This window comes from Blastococcus deserti (assembly GCF_042682525.1).
Taxonomy (GTDB): domain Bacteria; phylum Actinomycetota; class Actinomycetes; order Mycobacteriales; family Geodermatophilaceae; genus Blastococcus_B; species Blastococcus_B deserti.
In genome coordinates, this window is the sequence record NZ_JBHUHP010000010.1 from 56,750 (window position 1) to 70,710 (window position 13,961).

General features: G+C 74.7%; 11 protein-coding genes. 9 read left to right on the forward strand and 2 right to left on the reverse strand.

Annotated elements, in window-relative coordinates; all coding sequences use genetic code 11:
• Positions 1-20 precede the first annotated feature (20 nt).
• The 7 genes from ACFSHS_RS11120 to ACFSHS_RS11150 are packed head-to-tail and all read left to right on the forward strand — an operon-like array spanning position 21 to position 7,124.
• Positions 21-1,070 (forward strand): BMP family ABC transporter substrate-binding protein, encoded by a 1,050-nt coding sequence (locus ACFSHS_RS11120; protein ID WP_376875388.1) that lies wholly within the window; start codon positions 21-23, stop codon positions 1,068-1,070.
• A gap of 55 nt (positions 1,071-1,125) precedes the next feature.
• Positions 1,126-2,646 carry an ABC transporter ATP-binding protein gene (locus ACFSHS_RS11125; RefSeq protein ID WP_376875391.1) on the forward strand — a complete coding sequence of 507 codons (1,521 nt, stop codon included), beginning with the start codon at positions 1,126-1,128 and terminating at the stop codon, positions 2,644-2,646.
• On the forward strand, positions 2,643-3,707 hold the full coding sequence (locus ACFSHS_RS11130) for an ABC transporter permease (RefSeq protein WP_376875394.1): 1,065 nt from the start codon (positions 2,643-2,645) through the stop codon (positions 3,705-3,707). The genes ACFSHS_RS11125 and ACFSHS_RS11130 overlap by 4 nt, the downstream gene beginning before the upstream one ends.
• Complete coding sequence (locus ACFSHS_RS11135) at positions 3,704-4,645, forward strand: ABC transporter permease (RefSeq protein ID WP_376875397.1); 942 nt, start codon at positions 3,704-3,706, stop codon at positions 4,643-4,645. The genes ACFSHS_RS11130 and ACFSHS_RS11135 overlap by 4 nt, the downstream gene beginning before the upstream one ends.
• A gap of 49 nt (positions 4,646-4,694) precedes the next feature.
• Entirely contained in the window at positions 4,695-5,738 is a 1,044-nt protein-coding gene (locus ACFSHS_RS11140; RefSeq protein ID WP_376875400.1) for a s-methyl-5-thioribose-1-phosphate isomerase, read from the forward strand.
• Complete coding sequence (locus tag ACFSHS_RS11145; protein WP_376875403.1) at positions 5,735-6,466, forward strand: nucleoside phosphorylase; 732 nt, start codon at positions 5,735-5,737, stop codon at positions 6,464-6,466. The genes ACFSHS_RS11140 and ACFSHS_RS11145 overlap by 4 nt, the downstream gene beginning before the upstream one ends.
• A gap of 22 nt (positions 6,467-6,488) precedes the next feature.
• Positions 6,489-7,124, forward strand: coding sequence for a class II aldolase/adducin family protein (locus ACFSHS_RS11150; protein WP_376875406.1), 636 nt, complete (start codon positions 6,489-6,491; stop codon positions 7,122-7,124).
• Positions 7,125-7,197: 73 nt separating this feature from the next.
• On the opposite strand, the gene ACFSHS_RS11155 is transcribed toward ACFSHS_RS11150, so the two are convergent.
• Entirely contained in the window at positions 7,198-8,184 is a 987-nt protein-coding gene (locus ACFSHS_RS11155) for an asparaginase (protein WP_376875409.1), read from the reverse strand.
• Between the two features lie 242 nt (positions 8,185-8,426).
• Positions 8,427-11,399 carry a BTAD domain-containing putative transcriptional regulator gene (locus tag ACFSHS_RS11160; RefSeq protein WP_376875412.1) on the reverse strand — a complete coding sequence of 991 codons (2,973 nt, stop codon included), beginning with the start codon at positions 11,397-11,399 and terminating at the stop codon, positions 8,427-8,429.
• Between the two features lie 409 nt (positions 11,400-11,808).
• Between ACFSHS_RS11160 and ACFSHS_RS11165 the strand changes: the two genes are divergently transcribed.
• Positions 11,809-12,462, forward strand: a complete 654-nt coding sequence (locus ACFSHS_RS11165; protein WP_376875415.1) for a peroxiredoxin — start codon at positions 11,809-11,811, stop codon at positions 12,460-12,462.
• Positions 12,463-12,523: 61 nt separating this feature from the next.
• Positions 12,524-13,900 (forward strand): MBL fold metallo-hydrolase, encoded by a 1,377-nt coding sequence (locus tag ACFSHS_RS11170; RefSeq protein WP_376875418.1) that lies wholly within the window; start codon positions 12,524-12,526, stop codon positions 13,898-13,900.
• The last annotated feature ends 61 nt before the right edge of the window (positions 13,901-13,961 follow it).

Consider the following 13,961-nt stretch of genomic DNA (forward strand, 5'->3'; position numbering starts at 1 on the left):
GACAACTTACGGGAGCGCTCATGCTCGGATGCCGGCCACACGTCCTCACGGCTCTGTCGGCGGCGCTGAGCGTCACCGTCCTGGCCGGCTGCAATGCCAGCTCGTCCGGCGGGGGTGGCGACGACGCGGACGCCGAGAGCGGCCCGAGCCTCATCCTCATCACACCGGAGCCGGTCGGCGTGAACCCGTTCCTCCAACTGGCGGTCGACGGTGTGGAGCAGGCGGCGGAGGAGAACGGCGGCGAGGCGCGGATCTTCGAGAGCCAGGATCCGACGAACATCCAGCAGCAGATGGACGCCGCCGTCGCCGATGCGCCCGACGTCCTCGCGGTCGTCGGCTTCGAGTTCGCCGACTCCGTCGCCGCGGCCGCCACGGCCAACCCCGAGCAGCAGTTCCTCTTCGTGGATGCCTGCACCGCGGAGGAGTTCGAGAACGTCACCTGTGCGGTCTTCCGCGAGCACGAGGCGGTGTACCTCGCAGGGGTCGAGGCCGGGCTGCTCAGCCAGTCCGGCCAGGTGGGCGCCGTCGTCGCCCTCGACACCCCGCAGATCCGCCGCTTCTCCGACCCGTTCGGCGCCGGGGCGCAGTCGGTGAATGCCGCCGTCGGGTTCACGCCCCTCTACGTCGGCGGCTCCTCGCCGTTCAACGACCCGGCCCGGGCCAAGGAACAGGCCCTCGCCCTGGTCGCCCGCGGCGCGGACCACGTCATGGCCGCCGCCGCAGCGGGCAATCTCGGCGTCTTCGACGCGGCCAAGGAGGGCGCCTTCAAGGCCTTCGGCGTCGACGTCAACCAGTGCCCCGATGCCCCCGGGGTCGTGGTCGACAACGTCATCAAGGAAGTCGACGTGGTCACCGCCGACAGCATCGGCGAGATCCTCGCCGGCAACGGCGGCGGTCTCGTCTCCTACGGCCTCGAAGAGGGGGGCGTCACGCTGACCGGGCTGCAGGACGGTGTGGAGGACTCCGGGTGCCTGATCGCCGACCACCCCGACGTCATCGCCGAGGTGGAATCGGTCCGCGACCGGATCGTGGCCGGCGAGGTGACCGTGGATGACCCCGCGGAGGGCTGAGCCCGACACGGCCGCCGGCCCCGCCCGGCAACCGGCGGGCCCACCCCGCGTCCGGATGACCGGGATCGTCAAGCGGTTCGGCGACGTCGTCGCCAACGACTCCGCCGATCTGGAGCTCGCGGCGGGTGAGATCCACGCGCTCGTGGGGGAGAACGGGGCCGGCAAGTCCACCCTGATGTCGGTGCTCTACGGACTGATCGCACCCGACAGCGGCGAGATCCGGGTCGAGGGCCGGCCGGTCACGTTCCGGTCACCGGTCGACGCCGTCGCGGCCGGGATGGGCATGGTCCACCAGGCGTTCCGGCTGTTCCCGTCGATGACCGTGGCCGAGAACGTCGTCTACCGGGCCGAGACCCGCGGGACGGCCGGCCTGCTCGACCGCCGCGCCGCGGTGCGCGCGGTGCAGGAACTGTCGGAGCGGTACGGCCTGCGCGTCGATCCCCGGGCGCGCGTCCGCAACCTGTCGGTCGGCGTCCTGCAGCGCGTGGAGATCCTCAAGGCGCTGCACCGCGAGGCGCAGGTGCTCATCCTCGACGAGCCGACAGCGGTGCTGACGCCGCAGGAGACCCGCCTGCTCTTCGACGTGCTGCGGGGACTGCGGGAGGCGGGGCGGACGGTCGTCATCGTCACCCACAAGCTCGGCGAGGTGCTCGAGCTCAGCGACAAGGTCACGGTGCTCCGGGACGGGCGCACCGTGGCCCGGCTGGTGACCGCGGAGACCGACGGGGCCGAGATCGCCCGGCACATGACCGGCCGTGCCGTCGACCTCGAGGGCCACTACGTGGCGGGTGCGCCCGGCCGACCGGCACTGCACGTCGAGGGCCTCACCGTCGGGCCACCCACCGGGCGCCCGGTCGTGGACGGCGTCTCCCTGTCGGTGCGCGCCGGCGAGATCGTCGGCATCGCGGGCGTCGCGGGCAACGGCCAGGTGGAACTCCTGGAGGCGATCGCCGGCCTGCGTGCCGCCCGATCGGGATCGGTCCGGATCGGCGACCACCGCCTCGACGGTCTCTCCGCCGGCCGCCGCCGGGAGGCCGGCGTCGCCTACGTCCCGGAGGACCGAGCGGCCACGGGCTCGGCCGTCGCCGCCTCGGTCACCGACAATCTCGCCATCGGCTTCCACCGGCGGCCACCGCTGCGCCGCGGCTGGCGGCTGGACGGCGGGGCGATGCGGTCGCACGCCCGCCAGATCATCGAGCACTTCGACATCAAGGTGAGCAGCCCCTCCGTGCCGGCCGGCACCCTGTCCGGGGGGAACCTGCAGAAGCTCGTCGTCGGCCGGGAGATGGCGCACGACGCCCCGGTACTCCTCGTCGACCAGCCCACCCGTGGGGTCGACATCGGCGCCATCGAGAACATCCACGCCCGGCTGCGTGGCTACCGCGACGCCGGGCACGCCGTGCTCCTGGCCTCGGCGGAGCTCGGTGAACTGATGGCGCTGGCCGACCGGCTGCTGGTCATGTTCGGCGGGCGCGTCGTGGCCGACCTCGCCCGCGGGGAGGCCACGGAGGAGAACGTGGGCCTGGCCATGGCCGGCCTCGCGGCGACGGCGACGGCCCGGGACACCGCATCATGACGGCGACGCAGGACGCGTCCGCCACCGCGACCCCGGCCGCGCGGGCCCGCGGGCTGCTGCGGTCGCCGATCGTGCTCTCGGTGCTGGGCGCGCTGGTGCTCGGCTCGGTCATGCTGCTGGGTGCCGGCGGCAACCCGATCGAGGCCTACGCGGCCATGATCACCGGCGCCTTCGGCCCGACGCAGTGGCGCAACACCCTGATCGTCGCCGTCCCGGTGGTGGGCATGGCGCTCGCCGTCGCCGTCCCCCTGCGCGCGGGGGTGGTCAACCTCGGTGGCGAGGGGCAGATCGTCCTCGGCGGGATCACCGCCGCGGTGGTCGCCGCCACGGTCGAGCTGGCGATGCCCCTGTCCCTCGTCGTGGCGCTGGCGGCCGGGGCGCTCGCGGGCGGCCTGCTGGGCACGGTCCCCGCCGTCCTCGAGAACCGGCTCGGCGTGCCCCTGCTGGTGAGCTCGCTGCTGATCTCCTATCCGGTCGTGGCCCTCGCCTCGTACGTCGTGCGGTTCCCACTGCGTGACCCTGGCACGGGCCTTCCGCAGAGCCGGGTGTTCGACGAGGCCTACCGGATGCCGGTGTTCTCCGGGGTCGGGCTGAGCGTCCTCGTCCTGGTGCTGGTCGTCGTGCTGATCTGGCAGGTCGACTCGCGGACGCCCTTCGGCTACGAGGTCCGGCTGACCGGGCAGAACCGGCGGTTCACCGAGTACGCCGGCGTCGCGGTGCCCCGCATGGTCACCCGGCTGATGTTCACCGGTGGGGGGATCGCGGGGCTGATCGGCGCGATGGTGGTCACCTCGGTGCCCTATCGGTACATCGACGGCGCCCTGGTGGTCCCCGGCTACACGTGGACCGGACTGCTGGCGGCCCTGCTGGCCCGCGCGCACCCGCTTGGCGCCGTCGCGGCCGGGATCTTCTTCGCCGCGCTGCAGGTGGGTGGGTTCGGCATGGAACGGGAGACCGAGGTGCCGCGGGAGCTGAGCTCCATCCTGCAGGCCACGGTCATCGTGATCCTCGCGGCGACGGTGGCCGCCACCGCCCGGCGGCCTCGGAAGGACAAGGCATGAGCGTCCTCGCCGATCTGCTGGACGCCTCGCTGATCCCGTCGGTCCTCCGGGCGCTCACCCCGGTGCTGCTCGCCGCCCTCGGCGGGGCGATCTGCGCCAAGGCCGGCGTCTTCAACGTCGGCCTCGAGGGCTTCATGCTCGTCGGCGCCTTCGCCGCGGTGGCCGGGAGCTGGTTCACCGGCTCGGCCTGGGTCGGCGTGCTCGCCGGCTCGCTGGCCGGCGCCGGGATGGCTGCTCTGCTCGCCATCGCCTCGGTGCGCTACGGCGGCGACGAGATCATCGTCGGGATCGCGCTGAACCTGCTCGCCGTGGGGCTGACCGCCTTCCTCCTGCGGACCGTCTTCGGCACGCAGGGCACCTTCACCGACCCGGACCTGCCGGGGCTGTCGACGGTCCTGGGGCAGACGCCGCTGACCTATGCCGCCTGGCTGCTCGTGCCGGTCCTGGCCGTCTTCCTCCGGCGGCACGTCTGGGGCTTTCGGCTCCAGGGCGTCGGCGAGGCGCCCGAGGCCGCTCGCAGTCTGGGCGTCGACACCGCGAAATACCGCTACGGCGCCGTCCTGGCCAGCGGCGTGCTGTGCGGGCTCGCCGGGGCACAGCTCTCGCTGGGCAACGTGGTCCTGTTCTCGCACAACATGACCGCCGGGCGCGGCTGGGTCGCCGTCGTGGCGGTGCTGCTCGCCCAGGCGGCACCGTTCGGCGTGCTGCTGGCTGCGCTGCTGTTCGCGACGGCGGAGGCGTTCGGCTTCCGGTTGCAGGGCGTCGGGCTGCCCAGCCAGCTGGCCTCGGCGACCCCGTACGTGCTGACCCTGGTGGCGCTGGTCGTGGCCAGCGTCCGCAGCCGGCGCGCCCTCAGGCGGGCCCCCACCGAACCGCCGCCGGACGACCGGCCGCCGGTGGCGAACCCGGCCGCGGCCGGCCACGTGTCGCGGGAGTGACCGTGGCCCCGCCCATGTCCCCGACCGACCCACCTCCGGAGCCACTGCCGTGACCGACCCCGTCGACGTGCCCGTCCCGACGATCATCAGCCAGAACGTGCTGATCGAGCCGGACGCGGTGCGCATCCTCGACCGCCGGGTCTTCCCGTTCGAGAAGACCTGGGTGACCTGCCGCAACCACGAGGAGGTCGCCAAGGCGATCGAGGACATGGTCACCCAGAGCAGCGGACCGCTGTTCGCCGCAGCCGGCGGGATGACCCTCGCGGCACGCGACGCCGACCGGCTGGCGGGCGCCGACGAGCGGCGGGAGTTCATGGCCGCCGCCGGCCGCCGGCTGGTGGACACCCGGAAGACGAACAACCAGATCCGCGACGTCGTCGCCCAGCTCCTCGAGGTGACCGGGACGGCGCTGGACACGGGCGAGCCGCTCGCCGAGGCCGTCGAGCGGGCGGCGGTGGCCGCCGGCGAGCGGTACCTCTCCCGGAGCCGGGTGATGGGCGAGCATGCCGCGGTGCTGATCCCGGACGGCGCCACGGTGCTGACCCACTGCTGGGCGGAGTCCTACATCACCGAGACCCTCGCCGCGGTACTGCGCTCGGGCAAGCGCGTGGAGGCGATCTGCACCGAGACCCGGCCCTATCTGCAGGGCGCCCGCCTCACGTCGGAGAGCCTGGCCGAGATGGGCGTGCCCACCCGCCTCATCACCGACGGGATGGCGGCGCACCTGATGAGCCGGGGTCAGATCACCCGGTTCGTCACAGCGGCCGACCGCATCACCATGGACGGGCACGTGGTCAACAAGGTCGGCACGTTGCAGATCGCCATCTCCGCGCACGCCTTCGACGTGCCCTACGTGGCGCTGGTGCAGGCACCCGACCGGCAGGCACCCAGCGCCGACGCCGTCGAGCTCGAGGACCGGGACGGCGACGAGGTGCTGCACACCCTCGGCCGCCGGACCGCCTCGCACCGGGTGACCGGCATCTATCCGGCGTTCGACATCACCCCGCCCCGCTACGTCCGGACCATCGTCACCGACCGGGGACGGTTCTCCCCGCAGGACCTGGAGTCCTACTACGCCGGGGAGAGGGCGTGAGCGACCTGTTGCCGGTCACGCGCATTCCGCGGACCGGCCTGCCGCCGCGTGCCGTCGTCGTCGGTGATCCCTTCCGCGCCGAGCGGATGGCGAAGCGGCTGACCGGTGCGGTGGAGGTGGCGCACGCGCGGGAATACCGGACCTTCCGGGGATCGTGGGACGGGACGGAGGTCGTGGTGTCCTCCCACGGGGTGGGTGGCCCGGGGGCGATCTGCCTCTTCCAAGAGCTCACCGAGGCGGGCGTCGACACGATGCTCCGGCTGGGCACGGCCGGCGCGATGCAGCCGGGCGTCCGGGACGGCGACCTGGTCATCGCCGAGGCCTGTGTCCGCGACGACGGCGTGACGCAGCAGCTCGTGCCGCCGGAGTATCCCGCCACCGCGAGCCCCGAGCTCGTCCTGGCGCTGGCCGCAGCAGCACGCGATCGCCAGGCCCCGCACCACCGTGGGCTGGTCTGGACCCGGGCCGCCTTCTACCCCGGGTTGCTGCCCGTGCCCATGCCGGCGTACGTGGCGGCGGGGGTGCTCGCCATCGAGATGGAGCTCTCGGCGCTGCTGGTGCACGGCTCGCTGCGCGGTCTCACCACGGGCGGGGTGCTGGTCATCGACGGGGTGGCGGCCGACGAGCTGGTGGGCACCACAGGGTACGACCCGCACCGGGACGTCGTGGCCGCAGGGGTGGAGCGGGGGATGGACGTCGCCCTGGACGCGCTCGTGCGCCTGTCGTGACCGTGGACCCGGAGGAGCGGCCGTGAGGACACCCGAGACCCGCGACGACCTGGTCGCCCAGCTGGCCGAGGTGGGACGAATGGCCGTCAGCAGGGGACTGGCCCTGGCCAGCGGTGGCAACCTGTCGGCCCGGCTGCCCGGCGCCGCGGAGTTCGTGGTGACCGGTGCCGGGACCTGGCTGGATCGCCTGACCCCGGACGACTTCACCGTCATGGACCTCGGCGGTGCGGTCACCGGGGGAGCGTCCCGCCCTTCGAGCGAGTGGAAGCTGCACCAGCGCACCTACCGGGTGCGCCCGGACGTCAACGCGGTCGTCCACCTGCATCCGCAGCACGCCGTCCTGGTGGACGCGCTGGGACACCGCATCCGGCTGATCACGCTCGACCACGCGTACTACGTCCGTTCGGTCGGCACCGTGCCCTACCACCCGAACGGCTCGGACGACCTGGCCGACGGTGCCGCCGAGCAGGCGCGCGAGCACGACTGCATCGTGCTGTCGCACCACGGGTGCTCGACCCTGGGCGCGGACATCGGCATGGCCTACCGCCGGGCGCTGAACCTCGAGGAGGCGGCGACCGCGACCTACCGCTGCCTGGCCGTCGGCAACACCGCGTGCACCTTCCCGCCGGAGGCGTTCGCCGAGCTGCACCACGCCTGACCCGTTCTCGTCCGCGGCGGCCGAGGTCCCCGGTGCGGCCCTCCGTCCGGTGTCCCCGGGCGGGGACGTGTCGTCAGCCGTCGGCGAGCTCGCGGAACGCGCGCCTGACCGTTGACGGATCGCGGTGGATGCCCAGCAGGGCGGCGAGGAGCATCCTCGCCTGCGAGGGGCGCAGGAGACCGCTCGGGACGGCTCCCGCACGCAGCAGGTCGGCGCCGCCGCCGTCGCCGTAGACCGGGGCGACGGGCCCGGCGGCCACGCGCGTCGACGTGACGACGACGACGCCGGCGGCCGTCAGCTCCTCCACCGCCGCGCAGACGGCGGGATTGGCGTTCCCCGCTCCAGTCGCCTCGAGCACGATGCCGCGGGCGCCGGCGGCGGCGTAGGCGCGCGGTGCGGTCGCGTCGGCGTCCGGATGGCAGGCGACCACGTCCACACGGAGGCCGGTCGGATCGAACGCGTCCAGGTCGAGAGCCGGTGTCCGGCGCGGCTGCGTCACGACACGGACTTCGCCGCCGTGCACCCAGCCCAGCGCGCCGCCGTAGGGATTGGTGAAGGTGTCCGTGGCCAGGGTGTGCGTCTTGCGGGTGCCACGAGCCGGGTAGAGCTGGCCGCCGAATCCGATGAGCACGCCGAGGCAGCGCGCGGCCGGGTCGGCGGCGACGGCGACGGCATCGCCGAGGTTGCGCGGGCCGTCGCTGTCGCGGGCGTCGGCGGCGCGCTGAGCCCCGGTGACGACGATCGGACGCGCGTCGTCGTGGAAGAGGTCGAGGAAGAACGCCGTCTCCTCGGCCGTGTCCGTCCCGTGGGTCACGACGACGCCGGTCAGCTCGGGGTCGCGCAGCTGGGCGGCGACCGCCCGGGCCAGGGTGTGCAGCCGGTCGAGCGTCATGCGGAAGCTGCCCACGCGCAACACGTCCTCGACGCGGACCGCGACACCGGCCGGCAGGGACAGCTGCGCCACCAGGTCGGCGCCGGCGTCCCGCGCGGTCGCCCCGCCCTGGCCGTCGGCGCGGCTGGCGATCGTTCCGCCGGTGGCCAGCACGGTCACGAGCGTCATGGGTACCTCTTCCTGCACGGGTCGCCCTGACCGTATCGGGGAGACCGGACCCGGCCGACCCAGGTCGCACGCCACCGTCGACGCCGTGGCCCGCGCCGCTGCAGGTCGCGCTGCGCTGAGCCGCCCCCCGGCGGACAGCCCGACCCGCCGGCCGGGTGCCGCAGGGGCAGCAGGGGGGCGGTCCTCGCGCGTCCCGGCGGCCGGGGAGCAACCGGCCGGCCCGGACGACCGGGCGGTCTTCGTCAGCCCGCGGGGGCGAGCGCCACGACGAGGGCGAGCACCTCGTCGAGCTGCATGCGCCGCCCCTGATCCTGCAGCTCGGTCCGCCGACCTCGCGGCAGCGCGGCCTCGACGACGCCGGCGACGCGGAGCCGGTCCCGTTCCTCCTCGGGGGTGGGCACCGACCCGCTCGCCTCGCGCCGCCGCCCGGCCGCGCCCTGCAGGATCGCCGCCTCGGCCCACCGCCCGGTGCCGGCCAGCGCGGCGGCGATGCCGTCGAAGCACTCCGCCAGCCCGGCGGCGTCGCCCAGCTCGACGCGCAGCCGTACCGCCTGGAGCAGGAGGGCCGTGCTGCGCGGCCACTCGCCCCGCGCGGCGGCGACGGCCCCGAGGTTCTTGTAGGTGGAGGCGGTGCACCGGCGGTCACCGATCCGGCGCAGCTCCTCGAAGGCCTCCTCGTAGAGCGCGGTCGCCCGGTCCAGGTCGCCGCGCTGCCTGGCCACGTCCGCCAGCGTGCTGCGGACGTGGGCGACCGCCGCGGGGTCGCCCAGCTCGTGCCAGATCCCGAGGGCGCGGTTGCAGAGGTGGTCGGCCTGCGCGAGATCGCCGAGGTTGCGGACGGCGGCCGCGATGTGCCGCAACGCCGTCGCCTCCCCGCGGCGGCTGCCGAGGCCCGTCCACGCCGCGAGCTCCTCGCGGGCGAAGCGTTCGGAGAGCGCGTGCTGTCCCCGCCGTCCGCTCACGAATGCCCGGCCCTGCCAGCAGCGGGCCGCGAGCCGCAGGTCCCCCGACTGCCGGGCGATCGCGGCCGCCTCGTCGAGAGCGGCCTCCGCCGCATCCAGGGAGCCCTCGTTGCCCAGCGCCGACCCGACGGCCACCTGTGCGGCGCCCAGACCTGCCGGGTCGCCCAGCCTGCGGAACAGCGCGACGGCCTCGCCGGCCCACCGCTGGGCGTCGCGAGCCTCTCCGGGGGCGGCGGCCAGGTCGGCCATGGCGGTCAGCGCCCATGCCCGCACCTCGGACGGGACGACGTCGTCCGCCGACCCGAGGGCCGAGGTGAAGTACGCGAGCGCGTATCCGCCACGCCAGGTCAGGTCCCAGTACGGCCACAGGGCCACGGCCAGGCGCAGGGCCTGGACGTGGTCCCGTTCCGCGGACCAGCCGAGGGCGGCGTGCAGGTTCGGCTCCTCGGCGGCGAGCCGGTCGCTCCAGGAACGCTCCTCCGGGCCCCACAAGCGGGCGCCGGCGCGCTCGGCTAGCTCCAGGTAGAACCGCGCGTGGGCCCCGCGCGCCGGCTCGGCGTCCCCTTCGGCGGCCAGCCGGTCGAGGGCGAACAGCCGCAGCGTGTCGAGCATCCGGTAGCGGGTCGGTGCGGCGGCCTCGCGCGCCAGCAGGGAGTGCTCCACCAGCGCGGCGACGTGCGGAAGGACGTCCTCGCCGCAGACCGCGGCCGCCGCGTCGAGTGCGAAGGTGCCGGCGAAGACACCGAGCCGCGCGAAGACCCTGCGCGTCGGTGCCGGCAGGAGGTCGTGGCTCCAGGCCACCATGTCGCCCAACGTCCGCTGCCGCGCCGGTGCGTCGAAGCGCCGGCTGGTGAAGCGCAACCGCTCCCCGAGGCGGTCGGCGAGCCCGCCGGGGCCCAGCACCCGCAGCTGGGCGGCAGCGAGCTCCAGGGCCAGCGGCAGGCCGTCCAGCGACCGGACGATGCCGGTCACCGCCGGGCCGGCCGCCTCCTCCGCCGGCGTCCCCGCCAGCCGGGCCCGATCGGTGAACAGGCGGCATGCGTCGTCCTCGGGCATCGGAGGGAGGGGGACGACGCACTCCCCGTCGACCCCGAGCGGGCGGCGACTGGTCGCGAGGATCCGCACCGGCGGGCAGCCCCGAATGATCCGGTCGGCCAGTCGCGCGCAGGCGGCCAGGAGGTGCTCGCAGTTGTCCAGTACGAGGAGCAGGGGGCCGCGGTGCTCCAGTGCGGACAGCAGCGTCTCCTCGTCGTCCTGCCCCGGCTGCTCCCCGACGGCGAGGGTCGCGGCCACCCGGTGGACGACGAGGAGCGGCTGGTCCAGCGCGGCCAGGTCCACCCACCACACGCCCGCGGGATGGTCGCCGGCCGCGGCGGCGCCCACCTCCGCCGCCAGTCGTGACTTGCCCACGCCGCCCGGACCGGTCAGGGTCACCAGCCGCGTCGTGCGGACCGCCTCCAGGACTCGGCGGCGCTCGTCCTCACGACCGACGAACGAGGAGACGGGGGGCCGGAGGTTGCCCTCGGCGAACGTCTCGCCCGAGGCGGCGAGGTGGAGGCCGGGGTCGTGCCGCAGGATCGCCTCCTCGAGGCGGGTGAGCTCGGCCGCAGGATCCAGCCCGGTCTCCTCGACCAGGCGATGCCGGTGGGCCGCGAAGACCTGCAGGGCCTCGACCTGCCGGCCGGACCGGTACAGGGCCAGCATCAGCAGCCCGCACAGCCGCTCCCGGAGAGGATGCTCCTCCACGAGCTGGCGGAGGGCCGGCACGGCCATCTCGTGGCGCCCGGCGCGGAGCTCGGCCTCGAACCGCCGCTCGAGGGCCACCGTGTGCAGCTCCGCCAGCCGGGCGCGCTCGACCTCGGCGAAGTGCAGGTCGGGCACGTCGGCGAGCGGTCGGCCTCGCCACAGCGCCAGCGCCCCCACGGGGTCGCCCGCGCGGAGCAGCCCCTCGAACCGGCGCGCGTCGACGGCGTGGTCGGGCAGGTCGAGGCTGTAACCGCGCCGCGACGTCCGCACCACCGCCGGACCGAGCACCCGGCGCAGCTGGTGCACGTACTTCTGCACGACCTTGGCCGCCGTCACCGGCGGCGCGCCGTCCCAGACGTCCTCGACGAGCGCGTCGACCGGCACGACGCGCCGCGGTTCGACGAGCAGGCGGGCCAGGACCGCCCGCTGCCGAGGGCCGCCGAGCCGCAGCGGCACCCCGTCGCGGACCGCCTGCAGCGGTCCGAGGATGCCGAGCTCCACGGTCACGGCGCGTCCCGGGTACGAGTCGGCGGACCGGTCCCGCCGCCGGGGCGGAGCCGGTCGTTCACCGGGTCGGGAACACAGCCTGGCACGGCCGGCCCGGCACGGGGAGAGGCCTGGGTGCCGCGCCTCGCGCGACCGGCGCCCAGGAGGCGACGACGATGCGCAACGCCACGCGCACCGCCGTGCGCACTCCCGTCCGGCGGGTCGGCATCGCGACGGTCGCCACGCCACGGTCGTCGGTCCGGTCGACCCCGCCCCGGCCATCCACCCGGCCATGCACCCGGCCATCGACCGGGACACCCGGCCGGGGCGACCTGGGCGGAACCGGACATCCACCGGTCCGGAACCACCGGTTGCCACTGTCGGACCGGGCGCCGGGAGGAGCCCGGCCCCATCGATCGAGGAGGCCGACATGACGACAGGAACGGCGGCACCGGCCCTGCGGCTCGGCGACGAGGCGCCGGACTTCACCGCCGAGACCACGGAGGGGACCATCCGGTTCCACGAATGGCTGGGCGGCGGGTGGGGGGTCTTGTTCTCGCACCCGCGCGACTTCACGCCGGTGTGCACCACCGAGCTGGGGGAGATGGCCCGGATCAGGTCCGAGTTCGACCGGCGGGGGGTCAAGGTGCTCGGCCTGAGCGTCGACCCGCTCGACGCCCACGAGCGGTGGGCCCGGGACATCGAGGAGACGCAGGGCTACGCGCCCAACTTCCCGCTCGTGGCGGATCCGCAGCGCGAGGTGGCCGACCTGTACGGGATGGTCCACCCGAACGCCGATGACACCGCCACCGTGCGGTCGGTGTTCGTCGTCGGGCCGGACAAGAAGATCAAGCTGACGCTCACCTACCCGATGAGCACCGGGCGCAACTTCGAGGAGATCCTGCGGGTCATCGACTCCCTCCAGCTGACGGCGGCCCATCGGGTCTCCACGCCGGCCAACTGGCGGCAGGGCGACGACGTGATCATCGTCCCGGCGGTCGACGACGACGAGGCCCGCCGGCGCTTCCCCGACGGCTGGGCCGCGCCGAAGCCCTACCTGCGGATCGTCCCGCAGCCCCGCTGACGGCGACGCCCGCGGCTGCCCGGCTACCCCGGCGGCCGCGGGCCCGCACGAGGAGCGCACCATGATCGAGATCGTTCCGCTGGACACGCCCTCCCTGGGCGACCGCAGCTACCTGGCCACCGACGGTGAGGTGGCCGTCGTCGTCGACCCCCAGCGCGACGTCGACCGCGTGCTGGAGCTGGCCGGGTCGCACGGTGTCCGGATCACCACCGTCGCCGAGACCCACGTGCACAACGACTACCTGTCCGGCGGGCTCGTGCTGGCCCGTCGGGTGGGGGCCCGCTACCTGGTCAGCGCCGAGGACGACGTCGCGTTCGAGCGGACGCCGGTCCGCGACGGCGACGTCGTCGAGAGCGGGCGGATCCGGCTGCGGGTGCTGCACACCCCCGGGCACACCTTCACCCACCTGTCCTACGCGCTCGAGGACGCCGACGACGGCGTCGTCGGGGTCTTCACCGGCGGGAGCCTGCTCTTCGGCACCACCGGCCGCCCGGACCTCTTCGGCGACCGGCACACCGTCGGCCTGGCCCGGCGGCAGTACGCCTCGGCGCACCGGCTGGTGGCCGAGCTGCCCGCCGGGACGCCGCTGTTCCCCACGCACGGGTTCGGCAGCTTCTGCTCGGTGACGCCGGCGTCGGGAACGTCGTCCACCCTCGGCCGCGAGGCCGCCCGCAACCCGGTGCTGACCCGCGACGAGGAGACCTACGTCGCCGAGCTCGTCGCCGGGCTGGGGGCCTACCCCGCCTACTACGCGCACATGGCCCCGTTGAACGCGGCCGGACCGGGGCCGGTGGACCTCACCCTGCCGGAGCCGGCCGAGCCGGAGGAGCTCCGGCGGCGGATCGACGCGGGGGAGTGGGTGGTGGACCTGCGCCAGCGCCGGCTCTTCGCGGCCGGGCACCTCCCGGGGACGCTGAACTTCGGCTTGGACGGCACCTTCCTGACGCACCTCGGTTGGCTTCTGCCCTGGGGCACGCCGGTGACCCTGCTGGGGCGGACGGCCGAGGACGTCGCGACCGCGCAGCGGGAGCTGACGCGGATCGGCATCGACCGGCCCGCGGCCGTGGCCGCCGGGACGCCGGAGCGGTGGGGGCCGGACCAGGCGCTGGCCAGCTTTCCCCGGGTGGGCTTCGCCGACCTCGCCCGGGTGATCGAGGCCGGAGGAGCGCCGGCGATCCTCGACGTCCGGCGTGCCGAGGAGCGGCGGGCCGCGGTCCTGGAGGGCAGTCTGCATCTCCCGCTGCACGAGCTGCCCGGCCGGCTGGACGAGGTCCCGGCGGGCCGACCGGTGTGGGTGCACTGCGCGGTCGGCTACCGGGCGGCGATCGCCGCCTCGCTGCTCGACCGGGCCGGCCGGGACGTCGTCCTGGTCGACGACGACCTCCACCGGGCTCGGCAGCTGGGGCTGCTCGCGGGCGGGATCCGGACCGCCGCCTGAGACCTGGGGCGATCCGGGTGCGCACCCGGTTCCCTCCGTGCTCCGGTGCAGCAGCCTTCCC